28 protein-coding genes are annotated in these 23,960 nt (G+C 63.2%); 15 read left to right on the plus strand and 13 right to left on the minus strand.

Annotated features, from left to right (window positions below):
- Positions 1 to 7: 7 nt before the first annotated feature.
- The 5 genes from ABX74_RS04070 to ABX74_RS04090 all read left to right on the plus strand — a co-directional run bounded on the left by ABX74_RS04070 (position 8) and on the right by ABX74_RS04090 (position 5,902).
- Complete coding sequence (locus ABX74_RS04070) at positions 8 to 487, plus strand: MarR family winged helix-turn-helix transcriptional regulator (protein ID WP_047888296.1); 480 nt, start codon at positions 8 to 10, stop codon at positions 485 to 487.
- Positions 484 to 1,116: a 5-oxoprolinase subunit B family protein gene (locus ABX74_RS04075; RefSeq protein WP_020909245.1), complete on the plus strand. Its 633-nt coding sequence runs from the start codon at positions 484 to 486 to the stop codon at positions 1,114 to 1,116. Before ABX74_RS04070 ends, ABX74_RS04075 begins: the two co-directional genes overlap by 4 nt.
- Positions 1,113 to 1,976 carry a biotin-dependent carboxyltransferase family protein gene (locus tag ABX74_RS04080; RefSeq protein ID WP_047888297.1) on the plus strand — a complete coding sequence of 288 codons (864 nt, stop codon included), beginning with the start codon at positions 1,113 to 1,115 and terminating at the stop codon, positions 1,974 to 1,976. The genes ABX74_RS04075 and ABX74_RS04080 overlap by 4 nt, the downstream gene beginning before the upstream one ends.
- A gap of 47 nt (positions 1,977 to 2,023) precedes the next feature.
- The gene (locus ABX74_RS04085) at positions 2,024 to 3,574 is read left to right on the plus strand and encodes a bifunctional 3'-5' exonuclease/DNA polymerase (RefSeq protein ID WP_047888298.1); all 1,551 of its coding nucleotides are present in this window, start codon (positions 2,024 to 2,026) and stop codon (positions 3,572 to 3,574) included.
- A 102-nt stretch (positions 3,575 to 3,676) separates the two neighbouring features.
- On the plus strand, positions 3,677 to 5,902 hold the full coding sequence (locus ABX74_RS04090; protein WP_047888299.1) for an MMPL family transporter: 2,226 nt from the start codon (positions 3,677 to 3,679) through the stop codon (positions 5,900 to 5,902).
- A 4-nt stretch (positions 5,903 to 5,906) separates the two neighbouring features.
- Here ABX74_RS04090 and ABX74_RS04095 read toward each other — a convergent pair whose 3' ends face one another.
- Genes ABX74_RS04095 through ABX74_RS04110 form a run of 4 tightly spaced genes read right to left on the minus strand, consistent with a single transcriptional unit; the run spans position 5,907 to position 8,386 of the window.
- A complete protein-coding gene (locus ABX74_RS04095) occupies positions 5,907 to 6,752 on the minus strand; it encodes a DNA-3-methyladenine glycosylase family protein (protein WP_047888300.1) in 846 nt (281 codons plus the stop codon).
- Entirely contained in the window at positions 6,749 to 7,348 is a 600-nt protein-coding gene (locus ABX74_RS04100) for a methylated-DNA--[protein]-cysteine S-methyltransferase (RefSeq protein ID WP_046379350.1), read from the minus strand. Before ABX74_RS04100 ends, ABX74_RS04095 begins: the two co-directional genes overlap by 4 nt.
- Positions 7,345 to 7,899: an RNA polymerase sigma factor gene (locus ABX74_RS04105; protein ID WP_020909250.1), complete on the minus strand. Its 555-nt coding sequence runs from the start codon at positions 7,897 to 7,899 to the stop codon at positions 7,345 to 7,347. The genes ABX74_RS04100 and ABX74_RS04105 overlap by 4 nt, the downstream gene beginning before the upstream one ends.
- On the minus strand, positions 7,886 to 8,386 hold the full coding sequence (locus ABX74_RS04110; RefSeq protein WP_047888301.1) for a methylated-DNA--[protein]-cysteine S-methyltransferase: 501 nt from the start codon (positions 8,384 to 8,386) through the stop codon (positions 7,886 to 7,888). The genes ABX74_RS04105 and ABX74_RS04110 overlap by 14 nt, the downstream gene beginning before the upstream one ends.
- Before the next feature lie 144 nt (positions 8,387 to 8,530).
- Here ABX74_RS04110 and ABX74_RS04115 point away from each other — a divergent pair, with 144 nt between their 5' ends.
- Entirely contained in the window at positions 8,531 to 9,076 is a 546-nt protein-coding gene (locus ABX74_RS04115) for a hypothetical protein (RefSeq protein ID WP_046379352.1), read from the plus strand.
- A 4-nt stretch (positions 9,077 to 9,080) separates the two neighbouring features.
- On the opposite strand, the gene ABX74_RS04120 is transcribed toward ABX74_RS04115, so the two are convergent.
- The 4 genes from ABX74_RS04120 to ABX74_RS04135 form a co-directional block, all read right to left on the minus strand.
- Positions 9,081 to 9,818, minus strand: a complete 738-nt coding sequence (locus tag ABX74_RS04120) for an SDR family NAD(P)-dependent oxidoreductase (RefSeq protein ID WP_047888302.1) — start codon at positions 9,816 to 9,818, stop codon at positions 9,081 to 9,083.
- Complete coding sequence (locus ABX74_RS04125) at positions 9,815 to 10,840, minus strand: phosphotransferase family protein (RefSeq protein WP_021345641.1); 1,026 nt, start codon at positions 10,838 to 10,840, stop codon at positions 9,815 to 9,817. The genes ABX74_RS04120 and ABX74_RS04125 overlap by 4 nt, the downstream gene beginning before the upstream one ends.
- The gene (locus ABX74_RS04130; RefSeq protein ID WP_047888319.1) at positions 10,837 to 12,048 is read right to left on the minus strand and encodes an acyl-CoA dehydrogenase family protein; all 1,212 of its coding nucleotides are present in this window, start codon (positions 12,046 to 12,048) and stop codon (positions 10,837 to 10,839) included. The genes ABX74_RS04125 and ABX74_RS04130 overlap by 4 nt, the downstream gene beginning before the upstream one ends.
- 75 nt (positions 12,049 to 12,123) lie before the next feature.
- The gene (locus ABX74_RS04135; protein ID WP_047888320.1) at positions 12,124 to 13,902 is read right to left on the minus strand and encodes an ABC transporter ATP-binding protein; all 1,779 of its coding nucleotides are present in this window, start codon (positions 13,900 to 13,902) and stop codon (positions 12,124 to 12,126) included.
- 95 nt (positions 13,903 to 13,997) lie between these two features.
- Between ABX74_RS04135 and ABX74_RS04140 the strand changes: the two genes are divergently transcribed.
- Complete coding sequence (locus ABX74_RS04140) at positions 13,998 to 14,585, plus strand: TetR/AcrR family transcriptional regulator (RefSeq protein WP_019745447.1); 588 nt, start codon at positions 13,998 to 14,000, stop codon at positions 14,583 to 14,585.
- Here ABX74_RS04140 and ABX74_RS04145 read toward each other — a convergent pair.
- Positions 14,520 to 16,055, minus strand: a complete 1,536-nt coding sequence (locus ABX74_RS04145) for a LuxR C-terminal-related transcriptional regulator (RefSeq protein WP_021345644.1) — start codon at positions 16,053 to 16,055, stop codon at positions 14,520 to 14,522. The two genes, ABX74_RS04140 and ABX74_RS04145, sit on opposite strands and share 66 nt — an antisense overlap.
- A 168-nt stretch (positions 16,056 to 16,223) precedes the next feature.
- Here ABX74_RS04145 and ABX74_RS04150 point away from each other — a divergent pair, with 168 nt between their 5' ends.
- The 6 genes from ABX74_RS04150 (at position 16,224) to ABX74_RS04175 (ending at position 19,674) form a co-directional block, all read left to right on the plus strand.
- Complete coding sequence (locus tag ABX74_RS04150; RefSeq protein ID WP_046379355.1) at positions 16,224 to 16,598, plus strand: PLDc N-terminal domain-containing protein; 375 nt, start codon at positions 16,224 to 16,226, stop codon at positions 16,596 to 16,598.
- Complete coding sequence (locus ABX74_RS04155) at positions 16,595 to 17,032, plus strand: DUF6325 family protein (RefSeq protein WP_019745451.1); 438 nt, start codon at positions 16,595 to 16,597, stop codon at positions 17,030 to 17,032. Before ABX74_RS04150 ends, ABX74_RS04155 begins: the two co-directional genes overlap by 4 nt.
- A gap of 1 nt (position 17,033) precedes the next feature.
- Positions 17,034 to 17,330, plus strand: coding sequence for an SHOCT domain-containing protein (locus ABX74_RS04160; RefSeq protein ID WP_019745452.1), 297 nt, complete (start codon positions 17,034 to 17,036; stop codon positions 17,328 to 17,330).
- Between the two features lie 65 nt (positions 17,331 to 17,395).
- On the plus strand, positions 17,396 to 18,373 hold the full coding sequence (locus ABX74_RS04165; protein WP_047888303.1) for a DUF1214 domain-containing protein: 978 nt from the start codon (positions 17,396 to 17,398) through the stop codon (positions 18,371 to 18,373).
- Between the two features lie 27 nt (positions 18,374 to 18,400).
- Positions 18,401 to 18,814, plus strand: a complete 414-nt coding sequence (locus ABX74_RS04170; RefSeq protein WP_020970904.1) for a phage holin family protein — start codon at positions 18,401 to 18,403, stop codon at positions 18,812 to 18,814.
- Positions 18,815 to 18,852: 38 nt separating this feature from the next.
- The gene (locus ABX74_RS04175) at positions 18,853 to 19,674 is read left to right on the plus strand and encodes a tyrosine-protein phosphatase (RefSeq protein ID WP_047888321.1); all 822 of its coding nucleotides are present in this window, start codon (positions 18,853 to 18,855) and stop codon (positions 19,672 to 19,674) included.
- On the opposite strand, the gene ABX74_RS04180 is transcribed toward ABX74_RS04175, so the two are convergent.
- A complete protein-coding gene (locus ABX74_RS04180) occupies positions 19,661 to 20,590 on the minus strand; it encodes a DMT family transporter (RefSeq protein WP_053061979.1) in 930 nt (309 codons plus the stop codon). The genes ABX74_RS04175 and ABX74_RS04180 overlap by 14 nt on opposite strands.
- Positions 20,591 to 20,672: 82 nt before the next feature.
- On the opposite strand from ABX74_RS04180, the gene ABX74_RS04185 reads away from it, so the two are divergent.
- A complete protein-coding gene (locus ABX74_RS04185) occupies positions 20,673 to 21,251 on the plus strand; it encodes a TetR/AcrR family transcriptional regulator (protein ID WP_029256349.1) in 579 nt (192 codons plus the stop codon).
- A 6-nt stretch (positions 21,252 to 21,257) separates the two neighbouring features.
- Here the strand turns inward: ABX74_RS04185 and ABX74_RS04190 are convergent, their stop codons facing one another.
- Positions 21,258 to 21,869 (minus strand): TetR/AcrR family transcriptional regulator, encoded by a 612-nt coding sequence (locus ABX74_RS04190; RefSeq protein WP_021345650.1) that lies wholly within the window; start codon positions 21,867 to 21,869, stop codon positions 21,258 to 21,260.
- 89 nt (positions 21,870 to 21,958) lie between these two features.
- Here ABX74_RS04190 and ABX74_RS04195 point away from each other — a divergent pair, with 89 nt between their 5' ends.
- Positions 21,959 to 22,420: an SRPBCC family protein gene (locus ABX74_RS04195; RefSeq protein WP_029256351.1), complete on the plus strand. Its 462-nt coding sequence runs from the start codon at positions 21,959 to 21,961 to the stop codon at positions 22,418 to 22,420.
- Positions 22,421 to 22,422: 2 nt separating this feature from the next.
- Here ABX74_RS04195 and ABX74_RS04200 read toward each other — a convergent pair whose 3' ends face one another.
- Both ABX74_RS04200 and ABX74_RS04205 read right to left on the minus strand, forming a co-directional pair.
- Complete coding sequence (locus ABX74_RS04200; RefSeq protein WP_019745481.1) at positions 22,423 to 23,070, minus strand: TetR/AcrR family transcriptional regulator; 648 nt, start codon at positions 23,068 to 23,070, stop codon at positions 22,423 to 22,425.
- Positions 23,071 to 23,167: 97 nt separating this feature from the next.
- Entirely contained in the window at positions 23,168 to 23,929 is a 762-nt protein-coding gene (locus ABX74_RS04205) for an SDR family NAD(P)-dependent oxidoreductase (protein WP_003939707.1), read from the minus strand.
- Positions 23,930 to 23,960: the final 31 nt, after the last annotated feature.

Consider the following 23,960-nt stretch of genomic DNA (forward strand, 5'->3'; position numbering starts at 1 on the left):
GGCATCCATGAGCGTCGGCGATGCAGAAGACGAAGCGATGGCGATCGTCCACTCGCTTCGCGCACTGACCGTCGACTTGAACGTGGCGGTTTCCGGCTTTGCGAACAAATACAAAATGCACTCCACCGACGTCCGCGCACTGATCTGCCTTCTCGATGCCGAGCGCTCGGACACACCGGCGACGCCTGGTTGGTTGGGCTCACAGCTCGGGATCAACTCGGCGTCGGTGACTGCACTGGTCGACCGGATGGTCAAAGCGAGGCACGTAGCTCGGGAGCGAGATTCAGCGGACCGTCGACGGGTGCTCTTGCAGGTCACACCATCGGCGGTCACTCTGGGCGAGAGCTTCTTCGGCCCCCTCATTTCACGGGCTGCGAGCACCGTCGGGAATTACACCGCGGCCGAGCGAGCTACCATCGCGAGTTTCATCGTGGCGATGCGAGCGGACGTGGAGCGGACTCGAATCGATCGGGAGCCCTCCCTGTGACTCGCATACTTCCCGCGGGAGAACGCGCATTTCTCGTAGACCTCGATTCCGAAGCTGACGTTCTCGCGTTCACCGAAGCACTGACGCGTAACACCCCGGTCGGGGTCGAAGACTTCCTCCCCGCAGCTCGCACGGTCCTGGTCACGTGCACCCAGGCGGCAGATCTCACGTACGTCCGGAAGTGCTTGAACGATCTCGAGCAAACCAATTCTGCCGCGACCACAGACGAGCATTCCGAGACGGATGCACTCACCATCGCCGTCAGGTACGACGGGCCCGACCTCGACGACGTCGCACAGTCACTCGGAATGAGCCGTTCCGAGGTGGTTGCGGCCCATACCGGGGCGATGTGGCGTTGCGCCTTCATCGGATTCGCACCCGGCTTCGCCTACCTGACTTCAGGCGACACTCGGCTCGACGTTCCACGTCGAACTCAGTCGCGAACCGCAGTGCCAGCCGGTTCCGTCGCCCTGGCCGCTGGATACAGCGCGATCTACCCGCGGGCATCGCCGGGTGGCTGGCAGATCATCGGGAGCACCGACGCCGTGATGTGGGATCTGAACGCCACACCACCGGCCGCCGTTCAGCCCGGGTGCCGCGTGCGCTTCGTCAACGAGGACGACCGATGAACGGTCTGGAGATACTCGACACCGGGCCGCTGAGTTTGATCCAGGACCTCGGACGGACCGGACACCTTCGCTCGGGCGTCGGGGTTTCCGGTGCTGCGGACAGGCGATCGCTCAAACTCGGCAACCGGCTCGTCGGCAACGACGAGGGCGCGGCAGGCGTCGAGGTCCTTCTGGGCGGACTGAGCATTCGAGCGCAGCAACAGGCAACGATCGCGTTCACCGGGGCGCCCGCACAGGCCTACCGCGACGGCATTCCGGTCGGGCATTCGAGCGTGATCGCTCTCGACGTCGGTCAGGCCGTCCGCCTCGACTACGCACCGAGTGGCCTGCGGACGTATCTGACCGTTCGAGGCGGCATTGTGGTTCCCGAGATCCTGGGATCGCGCAGCACCGACACCATGTCCGGGATAGGTCCGGCGCCTCTCGAGCCCAAGGTTGTTCTCCCGATCGGGCCTTCGCCGACCGCGTTCTCGCTCGTCGACCTTGCACCGGTTCCACCGATGACAAACGAGACTCTCGACATTCGAGTCGTATTCGGGCCGCGCGCAGATCGATTCACCAACCCCGAATCGCTCCTGCGGGGGCAGTGGGCGGTCTCGACCGACTCGGACCGAATCGGGGCGCGACTCGATCGTGTCGGCACCGACGAACTGCTGCAACAAACGAATGACGCCGAACTCCCCACCGAAGGCGTAGCGCTCGGATCGATCCAGGTCCCACCCAGCGGCCAACCTGTCGTGTTCCTCGCCGATCACCCGATCACCGGCGGGTATCCGGTGGTCGGAGTGGTCGCGGACGCAGATATCGACCGACTCGGCCAAGCCCGCCCGGGTCAGCACATCCGGTTCGTCGGGGCCTGAGCAGCGCCGAGCGATGGCGTGTCGGACCCTGCCGTCACACTGATGTCGTGCGAGTTGTCCTGGTCCCCGGTAGTACGACGTCCACGGGAGCTGTGACGGCAACTGTCCTACGGACCGATCCCGGTGGAACGCCGCTCGCCGATCCCGTCGAATACCCCGACCTGATCGCAGCGGTGCGCACCATCGAGGAAGCCGAGCACCCTCGGTGGGTGTGGCCGAGTACGGCGACCGTGTACCCACCGCTATTGCGGGCAGGCGTACGGGTTCAGCGGTGCCACGACATCTCCCTGACCCGCGCGATACTCGGAATGCGCGTCGGCAAACCGTCACCGCCTGCCGAGGAGTTCGACGACGATCGACTCGGACTCTTCGACACTGCACCCGTTCTCGATCCCCTCGCCGTCGTCACCGAATTCGCCGAGCAGCGCGCAACCATCGGCGCGGACGCTCGACTGGACTTGTTGATCGCAGCAGAATCGGCCGGCGCTCTCAGCGCCGCCGAGATGACGCACACGGGCCTTCCGTTCTCGACGCAGAAGCATCGCGAACTCCTCGAAGAACGGCTGGGGCCGCGGCCGACGGGATACGACCTCCCCGCTCGTATGCAGGAACTTGCCGCACAGATCAGCGAGGTCTTCGGGCGCACCGTCAATCCTTCGTCTTCGGTGGAGATCACCGAGGCGTTCGGGCGTCAGGGCATCGAACTTCCGTCGACGCGCAAGTGGTTTCTGCAGGAGATCGATCATCCGGCTGTGCCGCTACTCCTTCGTCATCGCGAACTCGCCAAGCTGTACAGCACCAACGGGTGGCAGTGGATGGACAGTTGGGTGCGGGGAGATCGATTCCGTCCGATCTACGTTCCTGGTGGTGTCGTGTCCGGCAGGTGGGCGAGTCGAGGCGGCGGGGCCCTCCAGATTCCGAAGACAATGCGCTCGAGCGTCGTCGCAGATCCGGGCCACGTGTTCGTCGTCGCCGACGCCGGTCAGCTCGAACCCCGAATTCTGGCCGCCATGTCCGGCGACCGCCGCATGATGGCTGCCGCCGGCGACGACGATCTGTACGCACTTGTCGGTGCAGAAGCCTTCGGCGGGGATCGCGCAAAAGCCAAGGTCGCAATCCTCGGAGTCCTGTACGGGGCGACGGCGGGTGAAGCCAAAGCACTGCTCATCTTGTTGCGGAAGCGATTCCCGGTCGCCGTCGAGTACGTCGAGCAAGCTGCCAAGGCAGGTGAGCGCGGCGAGGTGGTGAAGTCACTGCTCGGCCGGGCCTGTCCCCCACCGTCTCCCGACTTCTACTCCCACGGCGACGCTCATGCCCGCGGTCGTTTCACGCGAAACTTCGTCGTTCAGGCCACTGCGTCCGAGTGGGCGTTGTGCCTGCTCGCCGACCTCAGGCGCCGCCTCGCCGAAGATCCGGACGGCGAGTTGGTCTTCTTCCAGCACGACGAAGTGGTCGTGCATACCCGAAACCCCGAGTCAGGTGCCGCCCACGTGCTGGCCGCCGCGGCTTCGGCAACTCGATTGTTGTTCGGCGACACAGTCGTTCGTTTTCCCATGGACGTCGCAGCCCGCGAGACTTACGGCAAAGGCACTTCGTAGCGTCGTCAATTCCACTCCAAGTGGTTCCACCGCGCCCGTATTGCGTGTTCTACTGGAAAACGTTGCTTTGTTGGTGCTGGTCGACTGCGTTCGAGGAGAACCATGACCAAGCTGGATACAACTGATGCAGAACGGAACGAGCGCGGAACGGTCAAACGCCGTCGACTGCCGATCTTCACCGTGATCGCGCTTGCAATCTTTGCCTTCGTCGCAGGCGGATTCGGCGGTTCGTTCCAAGGCAAACTCGCCGAGGTTCAGAAGAACGACAACGCCTCGTACCTGCCGAGTTCCGCAGAATCGACGATCGTCAGCAATCAATCCGCGAACTTCCTCGCGGTCGAGACGATCCCTGGTTTTGTTCTGTTCCATCGAGATTCGGCCCTCACCGAGGCGGACAAATCTGCAATCAACTCGGCGTACGGCGCTATTGCCGGCATCTCCGGAGTAGACGCCGACGGAATGCAACCCACTCAGTACTCCGCCGACGGCACAACTGCGTCGATCTTCGTGCCACTCGTCGCCAAGGACGGAGACACATCCGTGGCAGGCGATGTCCTGGCGACCACCGAGCAGAACGTCATCGACGCAGCAAAACAAGCAGCTGGTGATGTCGAGGTACTCCCAGCCGGGCCAGGTGGGCTACTCGTTGCGTTCATCGACGCCTTTGCCGGTCTGGACGGAGCGCTCCTTGGCGCGGCACTCCTGGTCGTGATCCTCATCCTGCTTGTCGTGTACCGATCGCCGGTGTTGTGGTTCTTCCCGCTGTTCTCCGCGCTCCTCGCCATCGGCTTGTCGTCGATGGTGATCTATTTCCTCGCGAAAGCCGAATTACTCACTCTGACCGGACAATCTCAAGGCATCCTTTTCGTGTTGGTGATCGGTGCCGGTACCGACTACGCCCTACTCTTGATCTCTCGCTATCGCGAAGAACTACACACGTATCCCAACCGCTTCGACGCGATGATCAAGGCCTGGCGCGAGTCTGCGCCGGCCATCACCGCTTCGGCTGTCACCGTCATTCTCGGTCTGCTCTGCCTGACGTTCTCTCAACTCAACTCCAACAAGAGCCTCGGACCCGTCGCCGCCATCGGGATCGCCTGCACCTATCTGGTGATGATGACGTTCATGCCGGTCGCTCTGGCCGCCACCGGACGGTGGGTCTTCTGGCCGCGCAAGCCCAAGGTCGATCACGCCGCAGACCTTACGACGCACGGGATGTGGGGCAAGATCGCCGAGGCCGTCGGCAGCAAGGACCGCCCACTGTGGATCGGCGCCACAGTCTTGTTGATCATCCTGTTCGCGGCCGGGATCGGCAGTCTCAAAACCGATGGCCTGACATCCACCGAAAGCTTCACCAATCGTCCGGACGCTGTTGTCGGACAGGAACTCTACGACTCGAAGTTCGATCCCGGAGCCGGCGCACCGGCCGTGATCACCGCAAACGCCGACCAGGCCGACGCCGTCATCAAAGCAGCCAGCGGCGTCGAAGGTATCTCGCAGGATCCCGGCGCCGTCTGCACCCAGGTGGACGTCGCAAAGGTCAGCGAGCTGATCAAGACCAACCCCGCTGCCGTCGCACAAGCCGCCGCTGCGGGTTGCGCCCCTGCGGCTTTCACCGTTGCACCGATCGACGGCCGAACCATGATCAATGCAACCCTCGCCGACTCTTACGATTCGCCGCAGGCACTCGAAACTGTCAAGCGACTGCGGACTGCCGTCCACGACGTGCCCGGCGCCGACGCACTCGTCGGCGGCAGCACGGCCACCACCCTTGATGTCCAGGCGGCCTCGGTCCGCGACAGAAACCTGATCATCCCGATCGTGTTGGTGGTGATCTTCCTGGTCTTGGCCGCTTTGCTCCGCGCTCTGCTGATCCCGGTGATTCTCATTGTCACCGTGGTACTTTCCTTCGCGGCGACCCTCGGTGTGAGCGGATTCTTCTTCACACACGTATTCGGGTTCGCCGGGGCGGATCAATCGTTCCCACTGTTCGCCTTCGTGTTCCTGGTCGCTCTGGGTATCGACTACAACATCTTCCTGATGACCAGAGTCCGGGAGGAGACCGGAGAATTCGGTACCCGTGCAGGTGTCCTGCGCGGTCTTGCGGTGACCGGGGGTGTGATCACCTCAGCCGGAATCGTCTTGGCCGCAACATTTGCCGTACTGGGCATCCTGCCGCTGGTCTTCCTCGCCGAGATCGGATTTGCCGTGGCCTTCGGTGTGCTGCTCGATACGATCATCGTGCGCAGTGTCCTGGTGCCTGCGCTCTCTCACGACGTCGGGAAACGTATATGGTGGCCGTCCGAACTGGCCCGCGCGAAAGACTGACCGACTACAGAAACGCTTCCTTTGTCCACAGATGAAAGAGTGCGTACGCTCGCCAGGGTCGCCAGCGCTCGGACAACGCTGCGGCTTCTTTGCCCGACGAGACCCCCAACGCTCGCTTCAACACCAGATCGTCGGGTACGAAGGCGTCGCGATCACCGAGAATTCGAACAGTGAGATAGTCAGCGGTCCACGGCCCGATTCCCGATAGCGCCAACAGCTCTCGCCGAAATTGGACAGGATCCGCATCCCAGGAGAGATCGAGACCGTTCGCTGCCGCAGTTGCCAACGTGTGCACTGTTCTTGCACGCACTGTGGTCAATCCGACGGCTTTCTGTATGTCCTCCGGCGATTGCGCTGCAACCGCGTCCGGATCCGGGAAGGCAAGAAACTCCCCTTCCACCGGCGCTCCGAATGCGCTGACAAAACGACCACCGAACGTCCTCGCCGCGCCGAGCGAAACCTGTTGTCCCAGAACGGTGAGCACTGCGGTCTCGAACCCGTCCACCGAACCGAGCACCCGCAATCCCGGACGGGCGGCAACGAGTGGGGCCAACAACTCGTCGCTACCGAACGCTGCTTCGACAGCAGTGTGATCGGCGTCGAGGTCGAGCCAACGACGCACGATCACCTCCAGCACTGCGGAATCCCCCGCTGGCACATCGGAATCCACGACGACGCCGCCGTCTGTCCACGACACCGACATAACTGCCGGGCCGGAAGGCAACGGTATGACTCTGGTGTGAACACCGTCGTCGTGACGCTCGAGGCCTGCGACGCAGTGAGCCCGCAAGGCACCGGTGAGCGGTTCGACTGCATAGGGCGCCTGAAAGCGCAGCGTCACTGCGCTCACCGGCCGGCTTCCAGATCCAGCAGAATCGCTTTCAGTTCGGGGCCGCCGGCGTACTGCCCGAGGCTGCCGTCGCTGCGCACCACCCGGTGACACGGGACCACCAACGGCAGCGGATTCTTTGCGCATGCGGTCCCGACGGCACGCACCGCACGCGGGCTTCCCGACGCTGCTGCGACCACCGAATAGCTTGCAGTGTGGCCGTATTCGATCTCGGGGAGATGACGCAACACTTCGCGTCGGAACCCCTTCGCGAGTTGGAAGTCCAAGCGCAGATCGAATTCTCGACGCGCACCGGCAAAGTACTCGTCCAACTCGCGAGCGACAGTGTCCAGCCTGCGCGGGTAATGAAGCACACGGGGGCTGACGGTGTCCGCCAAACGTTCCAGAACGAGGTCGTGCCCTTCGACGGCAAAGGCAACCCGCACCAGGCCGGCATCGGTCGCCGCCAGCAGTAGCTTTCCGACCGGCGAATCGACGGTTCGATATGCCACGTCGATCAATTCAGCTTCGGACGCCTGAGCAGCCAGGCGCGCCCGTAGGCGGATCATGGCGTCAGCGTCAACGGCTGGAAGCGCCTCGAACACATCGTTACTCATGAGTGACTCCCTTCCGCAGCGGTAGCGGACAAGTAGGTTCTTCGTAGTGTGGCGATACCGTCGGCACCCGCGCGTCTGGCGGCCGCCGGGGTGTTGCCGAGGATGTCCGCGATCTCTGCGTACGGCAGCCCACCCAGAAAGTGATAGGCGACTGCCGCACGTTGTTTGAGCGGTAACTGTTCGAGTGCGTCCCAGAGTTCGTGATCCCACGTTCCGGGTACGCCGATTCGCGTCGGCAACTCCGGAACCTCGTCTGTCGGCACGGCCACGCGGGCGCGCACTCGGGTGATGTCGATTGCCTTGCGGTGCGCGATGGTCACCAGCCAGGCTTCGATGTTCGCGTCCGGATTCAGATCCGGATATGCCCGCATCGCTGCGATGAACGTCTCGGACCACGCGTCCTCGGCGTCGACGGGACCGACCACCGCGCGGCAGACACGGAGGACCACTGCACCGTATTCGGTCACGACGTCTTCGAACGGTTTGAGTCTCACGATCGGTAGACGTTCCCGATCACCGAATTGTGAGCCGAGCGCATCAGAAGAGGACATCCGATTCGCCGCCGTGCTCGCGGTCGAGCAGGAACCGCTTGCGTTCGAGGCCGCCGGCGAAACCGGTCAGACTTCCGTCGCTACCGACCACACGATGACAGGGAACGATGATGCTGATCGGATTCTTGCCGTTTGCCGCGGCGGCGGCACGGATCGCAAGCGGGTTACCCAAAGTTTGCGCGAGCTCCATGTATGTCCAGGTTTCGCCGTACGGGATCGTTCGCAAGGTATCCCACACCCGCTTCTGGAACTCGGTACCCACGGGCGCCAGCGGCACGGAGAACTCCGTGCGATCACCCTCGAAGTACTCGGTGAGCTGCGATTCGACTTCACTGAAGACCGCCGCGGAACGATCACCGAACGTGGACTCGTCCGGCTTGTGGCGATGCTCCGACATGTACAGCCCGCAGAGGTCGTCACCTGCTGCTACCAGCGTCAACGCCCCGATCGGCGAGTCGATCACGGTGTGCGTACGGATAGCCGTCATGTCTCGATCCTTCCAGGTTGCGCGGTGCAGCAGGCAGCGGGTGAATTGATTGTCCGCGCCGGCACCGACACCTCGAAGACGCCGCTGGCCTCGTGAATGTGAGATTTACCTGTACTTTGACGTCACATCAGGCAGTATCGAGGGATGGCTCTAGTTTTGCCCGGCAGCTCCACCGTCGTCCGCTCCGTCGGCGACGTGGTGCACTGGTCCCTGTCCACGGTCGCTTTTGCGGTCACCCTGCCCGCTCGACTCGAGGCGCTCCTCTTCTCGGTCGAGAGGTTGGTGGCACGCATCAACCAGATCGCCGACAACGCCGACCGCGTCGTCATCGGAGCCGCCGCCGTGACCGTTCGAGCTGAGACGCTGGTCGAGGCCGTCGAGCAGACCTCGGACATTGCGGGACAACTCCTCGAGATCTACGAGCCCATCGCCCTACAGCTCGCGCCGCTGGCCGCCAGGTTCGCCGACGACCTTTCCGAGGCAGAGGTCAGCGCCGCGATCAAGCTGATCGACCAACTACCGGAGCTCACCGACCGGGTGGCCGCGGTGCTGCCCATCCTCGGAACTCTCGACTCCGTCTCACCCGAGATCCACGAACTCCTCGGAGTGGTCAAGGACCTGCGGCAGGCAATCGTCGGAGTGCCTGGCTTTCACTTCTTTCGCAAGCGGGGCGAAGCCAAGCTGGATTGAAATTTCAGGCGGAGTAGCCGTTGGTCCCAGCACGCGTCATGACGACCTTCGGAACTACCGCTCGAGACGAGAGCTTGAGCAGACCGTCCACCAACTCCACGATGTCGTCGACCTTGATCATGGTGTCCGGTGTGATCCGATCGCGCGTCCACGCCGACATGTCGGTATCGACGTAACCGGGAGCGATGGCCGTCGCACTGACGCCGTTTCCGGATTCCTCGGCGTTGAGTGCCTCGACCATCGAAATCAGCGCAGCTTTGGTGGCTCCGTAGACGGCCAGGCCGCTCTCGGCATACACACCGGCCATCGAGGCGAGAGCGATCACCTTTGCTCCGCCGGCGAGGTCCGCGTCCGCCGCTGTACGCAGGAGCGGCAGCGACGCTTGCAATAGTGCGAACGGTGTCCGGAGATTGACGGCGACGGTCTTGTCGAAACGGCGCATCGGGTAATCCGCCACTCGCCCACTGGTTCCCACTCCGGCGTTGAGGACGAGGGCTCGCATGGAGCCGAATCGCTCGCCGTGCGTGGCTACGAGTGCTGCGGCGAAGTTCTCGTCCGCCATGTCGCCGGCCGAGACGACGACGTCCGGCGATCCGGCGCGCGTAAGTTCTTCGGCGACAACGGCGAGCCGTTCGGCATCACGCGCCGTGATGGTCAGCCCGTACCCTTGCGAAGCCAAGCGTGTTGCGATGCCGAGCCCGATTCCCTTGGAGGCGCCGGTGACCAGTGCTGATCGAGTCATTCGAATTTCCCTTGCAGTGCGTTGAGTCCGGCCGAGATCAGTTCCGGCACAGAAGATCCAGCCTTGTCGAATCCCCCGCCGACGGTGGCTCCTGCTCGGAATCGGTGATCGATGCCCTGCGCCACGACGGCGAGTTTGAAGAACCCGAGCGCCATGTAGAAGTTCCAATGCGCCAATTCACGACCCGAAACGGACGAATACCGTTGCGCCAGATCGACAACGGACGGTAGCGACGGGCTCGTCCACGCAGCAGGCTCACCCAGAACCAGATCCAGCGCGGGATGCCGATAGACGCACATCATCGCGATGTCCGCCAGCGGATCACCCAGCGTCGACAGTTCCCAGTCCACCACTGCGGCAACCTTGGTGACGTCGTTCGCCGCGAGAATCGTGTTGTCGATCCGGTAGTCGCCGTGCACGATCGACGAAGCCGATTCAGCCGGAATCAATTCCGCGAGGCTCGACGCCAACCTGTCCACATCGGCCGAGTCCTCGGTCTTGACGCGTGACCATTGACCGGCCCACAACTTCACCTGACGGGCTACGTAACCGTCGGGTCGGCCGAGTTCGCCGAGACCCACTGCGTTGTAGTCGACGTCGTGCAGGGCAGCGAGAACACGCACCAACTCGTCGGTGCACTGCGTGACCAGCTCTGCCGGAACAGCTTCCAACTCGGTTTTGGTCCGGATCACTTGACCGGTGACGAACTCGACCACCGTGAACGACGCACCCATCACCGAGGCGTCCTCGCACAGCACGACGGTCGGGGCGACCGGCACGGCGGTGTTCTGCAACGCCGAGGTGATTCGGAACTCGCGCGCAACGTCGTGCGCCGACGGCGTGAGGCCGGCCGTGGGTGGACGACGCAGAATCCACTTCGAGTTGTCGTCGAAGATTCCGTAGGTGAGATTGGATTTGCCGCCTGAAATCAGTTCGGCTCGCAACTCACCGCTCACCTCGACGCCTGCGGCTTGCAGATACTTGTGGAGCGCCGCGAGATCGAGTCCTGGGAAGTCCGTCACTTCGCCTCCTCCCGAGCAGCGCGCTTCGCAGCGCCGACAACACGTTTCGCAATTGCCCAGCGATGAACCTCGGACGGACCGTCGTAAACGCGGAAGGGACGCACTTCGCGGGACAACCGTGCCAGCGGCAGATCGCCGGACACGCCCATTCCGCCACACATCTGAATGGAGCGGTCGACGATCCGGAAGATCGCCTCGGCCGCGTAGGTCTTGGCGATGGACGTCGCGTTGCTCGCGTGCCCGCCCTGATCGAGTTCGAAGCAGGCCTGCACCAGAAGTGCGCGACTGGCTGCGATGTCGATCTCGTTGTCGGCGACCATCTTCTGGATCATTCCGAGATCACCGAGTTTCGAGCCGAAGCCTTCTCGTTCGGCAACCCTGGCCACGGCGACGTCGTGGCCGCGGCGTGCTGCACCGAGCCAGCGCATCACGTGCGTCATGCGGGCGGGACCGAGACGAACCTGCGCGTAGGCGAATCCCTGATCGACCTCACCGAGAACGGCCTCGTCGGGAACGAAGAGATCCTCGAACGTGACCTCGCAGTGCCCGCCGATCATGGACTTGTCGAGAGTGTCGATGTGTCGACCCACGATGAGACCCGCTGTGTCCGTCGGCGTCAGGAACATGGTCGCTCCGCCGCGCTGCCCGGGCTCGCCGGAGGTGCGCGCCATGATGATGAAGAATCCGGCGCCGTCGGCGCCGGTGATGAACCATTTCTTACCGTTGATCTTCCAGCCACCGGGGACTTTCTCGGCGCGGGTGTTCAAAGCCGAGGGATCGGATCCCGCTCCGGGCGCGGGTTCGGTCATGGCGAATGCCGACCGCATGTCCCCGCTTGCGAGCGGCGCGAGGAACTGCTGCTTCTGTGCTTCGTTCGCGACGTGGGCCAGCATGTGAACGTTGCCCTCGTCCGGCGCAGCGATGTTGAGCGCCGTCGGCCCGAAGAGCGAGTAGCCGGCTTCCTCGAAGACAGGCGCGCGATCACTCATGTTGAGTCCGTGGCCGCCGTACTCGATCGGTGCATGCGGTGCGAAGACACCGGCTTCTTTTGCTGCCGCCTGCATCTCGATGCGGATGGCATCGCCACCCGCGACGGCGATGTCACCGGCGTGTTCGTCTTCGATGGGGAGCACTACGTTGCGCGTGAAGTCGCGCGTCTTCTCGATCAGCGCCACCACCTCGGGCGCGTACGTCAGATCGATTGCCACCAGCCACCTCCGAAAGAACATCCCGACCGAGCGATCGCTCGGTAACAGCACTCTCGCACATGCCGATGCGCCGGGTCAACAATCTTCGAGCATCGCCTCGCCCTGATCGAGCCGGCCGGCAACCACCATGTCGCGGTACAGATCGTCCTTGTCCATGAGCTCGTCATGGTTGCCGATGTTGCGGATCCGACCGTCTTCCATGACCACGATCCAGTCGGCGTCACGCACCGTTGAGAGCCGGTGAGCGATGGTCACCACGGCCCCGGTACGTGCACGTTCGTTGATCGCGTCGACAATCGCGGCTTCGGTGAGTGTGTCGACCTGGGCAGTGGCTTCGTCGAGCAGAAGCAAAGCACTCGGTCGCAGAACTGCGCGTGCCATCGCGATCCGCTGACGTTGGCCGCCCGACAGCGAGGTGGCCGTCAGAGCGGTGTCGAGTCCGTTCGGCAGGGCCTCGATCGCGTCGTCGAGTCGGAGCAAGCGCAGAACGGCCTGGACTTCTTCGTCCGTCGCGTCGGGATGGCTGAAGACGACGTTCTCCCGAATCGTTCCGGGCACCACCGGCGTCTCTTGCTCCACGTACGCGAGACTCTCGCGCACAGCGCGGTGATCGAGCGCGTCGTAACCGACTCCATGCAGGAGAACCTCACCCGATCGCGGTTCGACAAATCGCAGCACAGTCGAGAGCAAGGTCGTCTTTCCGGCACCCGACGGGCCGACGATGGCCATGTGCCCACGCGTCGGAATGACCAGCGAGACATCGCGCAACGCCGGCTGGTTCGATCCGTGATAACTCACGGTGACGTCGCGCAACTCGATCAGCGGCGCGGCAGCGCTTGTTTTCGCGACCACGTCCACGACCTCGTCGTACTGCTCGGTGGGCAACGACTGCATCTCGCGAATCCGGATAGCTGCCGCGATTCCCGACTGAACGGAAGTCACGTTCTGCGCCAGCTCCGACACCGGCCCCATCAGGGTGAAGGCGTAGAGCAGAAACGCGATGAGCGTCGAGACTGCCATTTCGCCGTCGGCGACTCGCCACGCACCGAAGCCCAGGATGGCAATGATCGATCCTTGAATGGCGGTCCACGCGACAGTCCACGCGGTTGCCGACACTCGAACCGCCGTGATCGCATGCTTTTTCGCATCGGACGCATTGTTCGTCACCAGAGCGCCGACGCGATCCTCGGCGAGGGAAACCTTGACCGTCCGGATCGCACGCAAGCCACCCTCGAGTACGCCGCCAAGCTGACCGAGCGATTCCTGGGTTCGCGCTTCGGCTGCGGAAATCCGAGGCATCAGAACGGCAAAGAGTATGGAGGCGAACACGATTGCCACCATGGTGACCCCCAACAACGGCAGATCCAGAACGCCCATCAGAACAATCGTTCCGATGGTCAACGCGGCTGCGTTCAGAATATTCACCGCGGCCGACGACGCCGCCTCCCGCAGCAGCAAGGTGTCCGACGTGACCCGGGTGACCAATTCACCCACGGATCGCGATTGCAGCGAAGGTACGGTCGCCGCCAGGAATCGCCTCACCAGCGAAGACCTGGCGTCGAAGACAACCTTCTCGGCGGCGGTTCCGAGAACGATCCACTGAGCACAACCGAGCACAGCACCGACGATCAGAAGGACGACGAGCGTGAGGATCGGTCCCTTCAGCGACGCACCGGTATCGAGGGTGTCGAGAACCCACTTGGTGACCATCGGCGTTGCCAGCGTCGCCGCCGAGCCGCACAGCGCCAGTACCAATCCGAGGAGGAGCGACGGCAGATGCGGTCGAGCGAACTCCGAGAGGACGCGGAGATTGCTCCATTTCGGTGCGGGCTGAGGAGCGTCGGATTCAAGCATGAATTTATGGAACACGAATGTTCCATAAAGGGCAAGAGAAATTCCGATTCGGAAACACTGGATACCGAAACCGGACACGGCTACGCTTCGAATTCGTGACAACGATCCACAGCGCACCAGAACAAAGCGCGACCCGCGAGCGCACACGGAAGGCCATCCTCGATGCTGCCGTTTCGGTGTTCGCATCCAAGCCTGCTGCGACCCTCAGCGAGATCGCTTCGGCCGCGAAGGTCGGCCGGACCACTTTGCACCGCTACTTTCCCGAACGATCCGACCTGGTCGACGCAGTCGCGGCCGAGGCCACTCGCGCCGTCGGTGAGGCCGCAGCAGCGGCGCGACTCGGTGAGGGCACCGGAGCCGAGGCACTGGTTCGCCTCTGCCACGAATACTTCGAACTGGCCGACCTTTTGACGGTCCTGTTCTTCACTCCCGGCGTCTATCAAGAAGATTCGTTTGCCGAGTCCGCGTCGAACGACGACGGAGTCACCGACGCCATCGAACGCGGACACTCCGACGGGTCCATCGACCCCGACATGGGTTCGGACTGGGTGCAGAACCTACTGTGGTCACTGCTTTACACGTCGATGGACTACGTGAACCGCGGTTCCGGGACTCGACTACAAGCCTTGGATCTGACGGTTCGCAGCCTCCGTCGCGGAATCGCCCCCGATCCCGCGGTCTAGGTTGTCGGCTGCTTGAACAGCGGCACGCCGCTTGGCCACACCTAATTTGCGGTAAATCGAGCGAATGTGAGTCTTCACAGTGGGATAGGCGATGCCGAGGTGCGCAGCGATCTCGTCTGCAGTCATCGTGGTGCGCAGAAAAGTGAGAATCTCGTTCTCGCGTTCGGTCAGGACTCCGGCGAGCTGGGCAGAGAGCCGGCTCCGTTTTTCCAGAATCGTGCGCAGGAGGTCCTGGTGTCTCGACCCCTGTATTGCGTGCGCGTTCAAGAGATCGACAATTACCGGATCGCCGCTGAGAAAGGGGGCGAGGATCTGCTCCGGGATTGCCTCAGCCAGCGCACGATCCAGCTGCTCGTGCGCCTGCGGCCCACGCCCTGCGACGGAGCTCAGCGCTGCAGAGGTGACAAGTGTGCTCACCAGCGCATATCGCGGCAGCGCGGCCGAGCTTGCCAACCGAAGCGCCTGCGCCGACGGTTCCGGATCCCCCAAGACTCGATAGAGCTCGGCGAGCAGCGCGTGAGCGACCGCAGCACCTGTTCTGGTCAGCGTGGGCTTCGCGATGCGGCGCGCTTGCTCGTCCTGCCCCTGAGCGTGGGCGAGCCAGGCCGTGGTGACGCGCCGCAGCGTATCCCAAGGAATGCCGTGCTTGTCCGCAGTGCTCACGCCTCGCAGCAGCCGAGCGGCGTTGTGGTACCGGTCTTTCCGGTTCAGAGCGATCAGGCTCATCACCAGGTACAGACGGGCGAGCGCCTCGAAGTTGGTTCCGGGACTGCCCTCCACGATTATCGAGTCGAACTGAGCGATCGCTTCCTCGAAGTCGCCACGCCAATAGGCGATGCACCCTCGATTCGACTGTGGGAGTCCACCTTCGAAGCGTTCCCAGTCGGATGCAACCTCTCGGGCAGGAAGGCCGTCGAGGATCTGTTCGGCTTCGGTGAACACTCCCGCGTGGGTGAGTGCAAAAGCCAAATTGGATTGCGCGAGACGCAACGTCTCCGCACGCGACTGCAACCGCGCTTCATCGCCGGCGGAGCGAAGTAGCGCGATGGCGCGAGGTAGATCACGACGAAGCCTGATCTCGGTCCACCCGAGGAGGAAAAGTGCGGACGGGTAATCGTCCTCGGGCTCGCACTGGGCGAGGGCGTGACGCGCGCGATCGGCGATGACGGCCTTGGTCGAGGTGTCCGGAGCGAGCAGTAGGTCGGTGAAACAGACGACAAAATCGTCGGACGCGACCCGTAGACCCTGCCCGCGTAGAAACTCCGCGCCGTACGGATCGCCGCTGAGGTCGCGGCAGCACGCCCGTATCAGCAGGATGTGTGGATCGTGCGGATCGGGATGCGCAAGGCAGAGTTGCTCGAGTTCCCTGGTATGAGATTCGAGAATCAGACGGAGCCAGTTCTTCCGCAGGACGCGTCGAGCCTGCTCCGCCTCACCGGAGGCAAGTGCGTCACGCACGGCTTCGATCATGTGTCGAAGATACTCGAGACGTTCGACGGCCGTGGAAATCCCGTCTCATCCGCTTCGGATGAGACAGCGATCGAAGCATGCGGAAACCGGTGAGAATTGCCGGAATCAACTGAAAGCGCGAGTCGGCGGAATGCCGATGCGCAGGCCTGACACGAACGGACAAGACACATGAGTTTCTGGGAAAGCCTCGGCTGGATGCTGTGGGCGACCGTCTTCGTCGGATATCTTTTCGCGCTGTTCGCGATCGTCGCCGACCTGTTCCGCGACCACAAGCTGAGCGGCTGGTTGAAAGCTGTTTGGATATTTTTCCTGCTCTTCCTACCCATCCTCACCGCGCTCGTCTATCTCGTCGCCCGCGGCGATGGGATGACGGAACGCAGCAACAAGGCCGCACGCGAGGCCGAGAGCGCGGCCGAATCGTATATCCGCGAAGTCGCAGGAAAGAGTCCCAGCGAGGAAATCGCCGCAGCTGCAGCACTCCTCGAAGCCGGATCGATCAGCGAGGAAGAGTTCGCCGCACTCAAGCTGAAGGTGCTCTCGTGAGTGCCGCGCGTTTCGGCCCCGTCGACTTCTACCTTCTCGGTCTGCCGGGGCAGAGCCTCGACCCCGCCGCGTTCTCCGCGCTCACCGACATCACGGATACCGGCCTGGTACGACTCCTCGATCTGATCGTCATCTCCAAGTCCGACGACGGTGAACTCACCCTCGTCGAGGTCGAGGAATTGCCGAACGGCTTCGAGATCAACGTCGAAATGCTCGGCGCGTCCGGTCTGCTCGGGCATGAAGACATCACCGAACTCGCGGAGGCGATTCCCGCCGGCGCTTCAGCGCTGCTGGTCGCGCTCGAGCTGGTCTATCAGCGCGAACTCGCCGCCCGGACCGCCGAGTCCGGCGCGGTGTTGCTGGGTTACGAGCGGATACCCGCACCCGTCGTCAATGCCCTCATGGACACGATCATCCCGAAATTGGAGGTCTGACATGCCGTACATCCCGAGACGAGGACGCCCTGGACTGCTGGGCCTCGCCGCCCGCACCGCGGTCGTGACCGGTACCGCGACCGCCGTCAGCGACGGTATGGCCACCCGCCGGCAAAGGAGAGCTCAGGCCGACTACGAGCAGGCGCAGTACGAATTCGCCCAGCAGCAGGCCGTACTCCCCACACCCGCACCCCCGGTCGATCTCGTCGCCGAGTTGCAGAAACTCGGCGATCTCAAATCACAAGGCCTACTGAGCGACGCCGAGTTCCAAGCCGCGAAAGCACGACTGCTGGGCTGATTCACCCCGACGGGCCATGGATTACCGCGCCAGCTTCCGTACCCCGACACCGATTGGAATCCGCTATGTCCACGATCGCCGTCAACGTCCTGAACTTCAATCGGGCAGAATCCGATCTCATGTTCGCTCGCCTGGCCGCGGGCGTCGGCCTGGGCACGTGGAACCACACTCGCGAGCTCGGGTCACTCGACAACCAGCCGATCATCCGCCAGAACCGCGACACCCTGTACAGCAGCGCGATCATCGACGTGCGCGAAAACGTCACGATCACGGTGCCCGATACCGGCAAGCGCTACATCTCCGTCTGGGTGGTCAGTCAAGATCATTTCGGTCCCGTCATCCTGCGCGATCCGGGAGAGCACCTGCTCACACGCGAATTGGTCGGGACCGACTACGCCGCACTGATCGTGCGCATCCTCGTCGATCCGAACAGCCCCGAAGACGTCGCCGAGGTGAACCGGTTGCAAGACGCCCTCACCATCGACGGCGGCGGAACGGGCGAGTTCCCGTTGCCCGACTACGACGAACAGTCGCAGACCGAGACCCGCGACGCGCTCCTCGCACTCGCTCGTGGCATCACCACCTACGACCATTCATTCGGCACCGCGGCGGAAGTCGACCCGATCAGGCACCTGCTCGGTACCGCATCCGGCTGGGGTGGCCTTCCCGAGTACGAGGCCACCTACGTCAACTTCGACGAACGTCTCCCGGTCGGGGAATACCGTCTCCGCCTGAACGTTGTTCCCGTGGAAGCGTTCTGGTCGGTCTCGCTGTACAACGCAGCCGGATACTTCGAAGAGAACGCCTTGGGCGTCAACAGCATCAACAGCCTCACAGCCACCCCCGACTCCGACGGCAGCACCACCATCCGGTTCGGCGTCAATCTCGACGGCGTCGCGAACGCACTGCCCATCATGCCGGGCTGGAACTACGTACTGCGCCTGTACCGCCCCCGCCCCGACGTGCTCGACGGCACCTGGACGGCGCCTCGTCCCGAGGCCCTCCAGCAAAGCGTTCCCCACGCACACACCACTCTCGGGTGACTCGACCTGATCACGGAGGTACAAGCCATGCGTCTGTTATTTCAGCTCATTTCGCAATGTGTACTCGGCGCGATCGCGCTGATCGTCGTGCATTTCGCTCTTCCCGGGGTCAGCCTGAGCGTGAACGGTTTCTTGGCCGCTATCGGTGTATTCACCCTCGCCCACATGATTCTCGGCCCATTCGTGCTCAGCGTGGCACTGCACTACGCGGCTCCGCTCGCGGGCGGTGTCGGCTTGGTCGCCACGCTGCTCGCGCTCTGGGTTGCGACCCTGGTCCCCGACGGTATTGAGATCAGCGGCGTCGGGTCCTGGATCCTCGCCCCGATCATCGTGTGGGTGATCACGGCGTTGGGAGGGTGGATCTTCATGGCTCTCGTCATCGACAAGTGGATCAAGAGACGCAATGCCGAAAAGCTCGTGCGCAGTGTGCAGAAGGCATGAATGATCAGTTCGGAAACGGAACCCACAAGGAGTCAGCCATGCCAACTCACCCGCTCGATCGTCGCGTTCTCCTGAAGACCGCTCCGAACTTCCGGGATCTCGGTGGCATTCCCGTTGCTGATGGCACCGTCCGCGCCGGCGCGCTCTACCGTTCGGCGACGCTTGCGAAACTCGACGGCGACGACGTCGCCGCGGTCGCCGACTTGGACGTCCGGACGGTCTACGACCTGAGGACCGCTGCCGAGCGCGACGGCGCACTCGACAATCTCCCTGACTCGACGCGGACGGTCTGGCTCGACGTTCTCGCCGACAATGCCCAAAACGCCGCGGCCACCGGACTACTCATGACGGACCCGGTCGCGTACGCCGAGACCATCAGCGATGGACGTGGGATCGCACAGATGGAGGAAGCGAACCGCAACTTCGTCAGCCTGCCGTCCGCCCTCGACGCCTACCGCGCGTTCTATCTCGACCTCATCGACGAAACAAGAACCGGTGCAGCACTTTTCCACTGCACCACCGGCAAAGATCGCACCGGGTGGGCCGCGACCTCTTTCTTGCTCCTCCTCGGCGCCGACGAAGCCGATGTACGCGCCGACTACCTGGAGACGAACACCGATCTGGCGCCCATGACGGAACCGATCCTCGACTTCGCCGCAAGCAAAGGCGTTGACGGAGAACTGCTCCGGCCGCTCCTCGGAGTCCGTGACAGCTACTTCGACGCCGCGCTCGACGAAATGCGCACGCGCTTCGGCACAGTCGAGGACTACGCAATCAACGGACTCAAGCTCACCGCAGAACAAATCACCACGCTCCGCGAGCGGTTCACATCGCGATCGGGCTTCGTCAGCGCGACGTGATCGGAGCTCTTGCCGGGCAGGAATCCGTGCTCTCGTCATGCTTCTTCGGTCGATTGTCCACCCGGGTGACCACGACGACGGCGACGATGCCCACCGCCAAGCCGAGAGCGGTGAACGGAGTGAAGGATTCTCCGAACATCAGTGCGCCCCAGACCGCGGTGACGGGGGCGATCAAGAACATCAAGGTGTTGACGGACGTGATGCCGATGCGGCGGAGCAACAACCAGTACAGCCCGTATCCGCCGAAGGTGGACAACACGATCAACCAGAGCAATGCGATCCAGAATGTGCTGACACTCGGCGGTACGGCAGCACCCGAGACGATCGCCAGAGTTGTGAAAACTATTGCGCTGGTTGAGCAGTGGATGGCTAAAGCCTGCAGTGGCGGCGTGGACGCGGGAGCGCGTTGCTGGACGAAGGTGGATGCAACGAGGCTGAGCATTCCCAGGAACGGAATCGCGTACGCCCACCACGGGGCCGATGTACCCGCCCCGGCGTCGGCTGCCGTGACCATCGCGACGCCGGCCAGTCCGATCGCCAATCCGATCCACTGCATCCGCGGGACCGCGACGCCGAGGACCGGACCGAGTAGCGCGGCTGCCACCAGCGGCTGAATACCGTCGATCAGCGCTGTGGTTCCGGTGTTCACGCCGAGATCGACTGCCCAGTAAGCGGACAACAGATAGCCGCTCTGGGAGAGTATTCCGATCACCACCTGCCTGCCGAGAGCCCGCGGTGTCGGTGTCGTTTTCCGGCGCCGGGCGGACAGCCAGACAATCGGGACCAGTACCGCCGCAAGCGGGAGAAAACGCCACATCAGCAGCGTGGAGACCTCGGCACTGCCGGCGCCGAGTTTGGCTCCGATGAATCCCGAACTCCAGCACGCGACGAACAGGACCGACAAGGTAGCCGTCACGGCAGATCTCGAGGTCACGATCCGAGGTATACCGATCTGTTTACTCATGAGCTCGACTATACAGATCGGTATACTTTTGTCCATGGCAGACGAATCCGTACCCGAATTGACTCCGAAAGCACGTCGCATCCTGGAGTCGGCGTCGAAGCTGTTCTACGAAAAGGGAATTCACGCCGTAGGCGTGGATACCGTCGCACTGGACGCCGGGGTCACGAAGAAGACTCTGTACGAGCGGTTCGGCTCGAAAGACGGCCTCGTCGTGGAATATCTGAAGGATCGAGATCGGCGGTGGCGAGCCTTTCGCGACAAGAAGCTCGCATCAGCCGGGCACAGCCGCGCCGAGCAGTTGAGTGCGGCATTCGACGCTTCCGCCTCCTGGTCCAAGGCGAGCGGAGGCAAGGGTTGCAGCATGGTCAACGCTCACGCCGAGTTCAGCGATCGGTCACATCCGGTGTTCGCTGTCATCGCCGAACAGAAGCAGGAAATGTTGGACGTCTTTCGGCGCATTCTGGCGACGGACGGGGAAGCCGACGAACGTCTCGTCGAGGCAATCATGCTGCTTCACGAAGGCGCCCTCGTCGCAGACGGTATCGGTATCGGCACCGACCCCTTCGACGTCGGCCGGGATGCGGCCCTCGAAATGCTGAAGCATTCCGGGTGATCGCTCCTACGCCCCCACCATCCGACGCGCTATCTCCAGATACCTCTCCACCAACTCGTCCGGAGACAACTCACCGTCCGGTCGGTACCACACCGCGACGGCGACGCACATCGTCACGACAGCTCGGCTGGCATCCTCGGGATGGTCGGCATCGAACACGCCCGAAGCAACGCCGTCGAGGACGATCCGGTCCACCTGCTTCTGCTGTTCGTCGCGCTGCGCGATGTAACCAGCCCGACTGTCGGGCTCCATGCTGCGGATCTCGGAGGAAGCGACGAACGACTGCTCGCGTCGAAACATGTGGAACCGCAACAGAGATTCGATCACCGCGTCGAAGCGATCAGAGGGATCGTCCCCGGCGTCGAGTTCGGCGGCGCGGCTTCGCTCCAACAACTCCGTCATCACCACGGTCGCCAGACCGATCAACAGAGCCTGCTTGGACGGGTAGTGATGGTAGAGCCCCGGCACCGACAGCCCGGACCGCGACGCGACGTCACGGATCGAAGTCCCGTGATAGCCCTGCTCGACGAACGCCTCCAGCGCCGCAGCGAGCGGTTTCGGCAGTCCCAGGTCTTCGTAATCGCGCCAGGACCCGCGTACCGGAAGCTCGTTCGTCATACCGATACCGTAGATCGCCGTTGCGCCGCCGCCGAACGCGTCGGTGCCATTGGTTACAGTCGATGTTCACCGAAAGACAGGGACCAGTCATGATCCATGTTCGCCACTCCGCGGTTGCTGCCGTGCCGGTTGATGTCGCCTTCGACTACATCGACGACTACCGCAACGTCCCGACGTGGATGTTCGGTGTTTCCGAGTTCACACCGTTCGGAGAGTTCGATCAGGGGCTCGGCGCCACGTTCGACGCGGCCATGCAGATCGGGCCAAGCACGTTGCGCTCCAAGCTCGAGGTCACCGAGTGGGAGAAGAATCGGATCATCAAGCTGTCTTCGCTCGGCGGTGTATCCAACTCGTCCACGTGGGAGTTCGCCGCGATCGACGATTCCAAGACCGCGCTTTCCGTCGACTTCGCCTACAAACTCCCCGGCGGCATTGCCGGCAAAGCTCTCGGCCGCTTGATCGGGCCGTTCGTCGAAAACGCTGTCAGGAACAGCGAGGAGACGTTGCGCCACAGCCTCGAGCAGCAGTTCGCGGCCCGCGGCGAAGGCTGAAACTACCCGCGGTCGCCTTCGAGGCCCAGCGCGTTGGCCCACACCTGAGTAGCCGTCTTGACGACGTCCTCGAACGGGACGGGGTTGCCGTCGGCGCCAGGTTCCTCGGAGACGAACGAACTGTAGGCAAGACGGCTCACCATCGCCGACAGTGCTCGGGAAGCCAACAGCGGATCCAACGAGCCGTCTGCCTTGCCAGCTGCTTGCAAGCGTTCGATGGCTCGGGCATTACGAGAAATGAAGGTCTCGGCTCGGTCCCGACGCAGTTTCGCGAAGGCCGGATCGATGTGCGATACCTGCTCGAGCAGACCCATCAGTTTGGCGTTGCGGCGAAAAGCAGTCAGGTAGGCACGGTTGCTCGATTCGAGGACCGCATACGGATTGTCGACGTCGCGGACCCGTCCCATGCCGGGGTGCAGCATGTCTTCCTGCGCAACGTCGAGAACTGCGGCGAAGATCTGCTCTTTGTTGTCGAAGTAGGTGTAGAACGTGCCGGTGGAGCAGTTCGCTTCCTTGGTGATGTCCGTCAGACGGGCATCGAGATACCCTGCGCGCTCGAACACCGTTCGAGCCGCTGCGACCAGAGAAGCCCTGGTCCGGACGCCGCGGGCAGTCACCGGCAGGTCACGCAGAAGCTCCGTCGCAGCCATGGATGGTGGCGGACGGTCTTCCCAGTTCTCCTGAGGCTCGGCGCGAGAGGTCACCAGCTACTTATACGGCAAAGCCGGCGACATCTCGGCATCGGCGTCAGGTGATGGTGATTCCTCCGTCGACGGCGATGGTCTGACCGGTGACGTATCCGCCGGCCTCGGACGCGAGCCACACCATGGTGGCCGCGAGCTCTTCCGGATCGCCCATGCGGCCGAGGATCAGGCGCGGAGCCATCGCGTCCAAGTAGCCGTCGTTGTATTGGTCGGTCATTTCCGACTTGAAGAAGCCTGGCGCGATCGCGTTGACGCGAATGCCCTTGCGCGTTCCCCACTGCTGTGCGAGGTCACGGGTCAATCCGACGACGCCTGCCTTGCTCGCCGCATAGGCGGCCTGTGGGAGTCCGGCGGTCGTCAATCCGAGAATGCTCGAGATATTGACGATGGAGCTGCCCGGGAGCATGACGCGGCCGCAGGCCTGCGCTGCCCAGTAGGACCCATTGAGGTTGATGTCGATGACGGCGCGGAACTGGTCCGGGGTCTCACGGGTTGCCGGAACAGCGGTTCCGACGCCGGCGTTGTTGACCAGTACGTCCACGCGGCCGAACTTCTCCATCGCGGCGTCGACCATGTTCTGAGCCTGAGCCGGATCGACGATGTCGGTGGCCACGCACAACGCTTCGCGGCCTGCGTCACGCACGAGCTTGGCCGTGTCTTCGAGCTTGTCGACGCGGCGAGCAGCGAGGACGACGTCCGCGCCGGCCTCTGCTGCGGCTTTCGCAAACGCCACCCCGAGGCCCGACGACGCACCGGTCACAATGACCACTCGATCGGTCAGAGAGAACTTGTCGAGAACAGACATGCGCGGTGATGCTCCTGTGTCGTCGGGTTCG

Source organism: Rhodococcus sp. ARP2, from assembly GCF_001029585.1.
In the GTDB taxonomy this organism is placed as follows: Bacteria; Actinomycetota; Actinomycetes; order Mycobacteriales; family Mycobacteriaceae; genus Rhodococcus_F; species Rhodococcus_F erythropolis.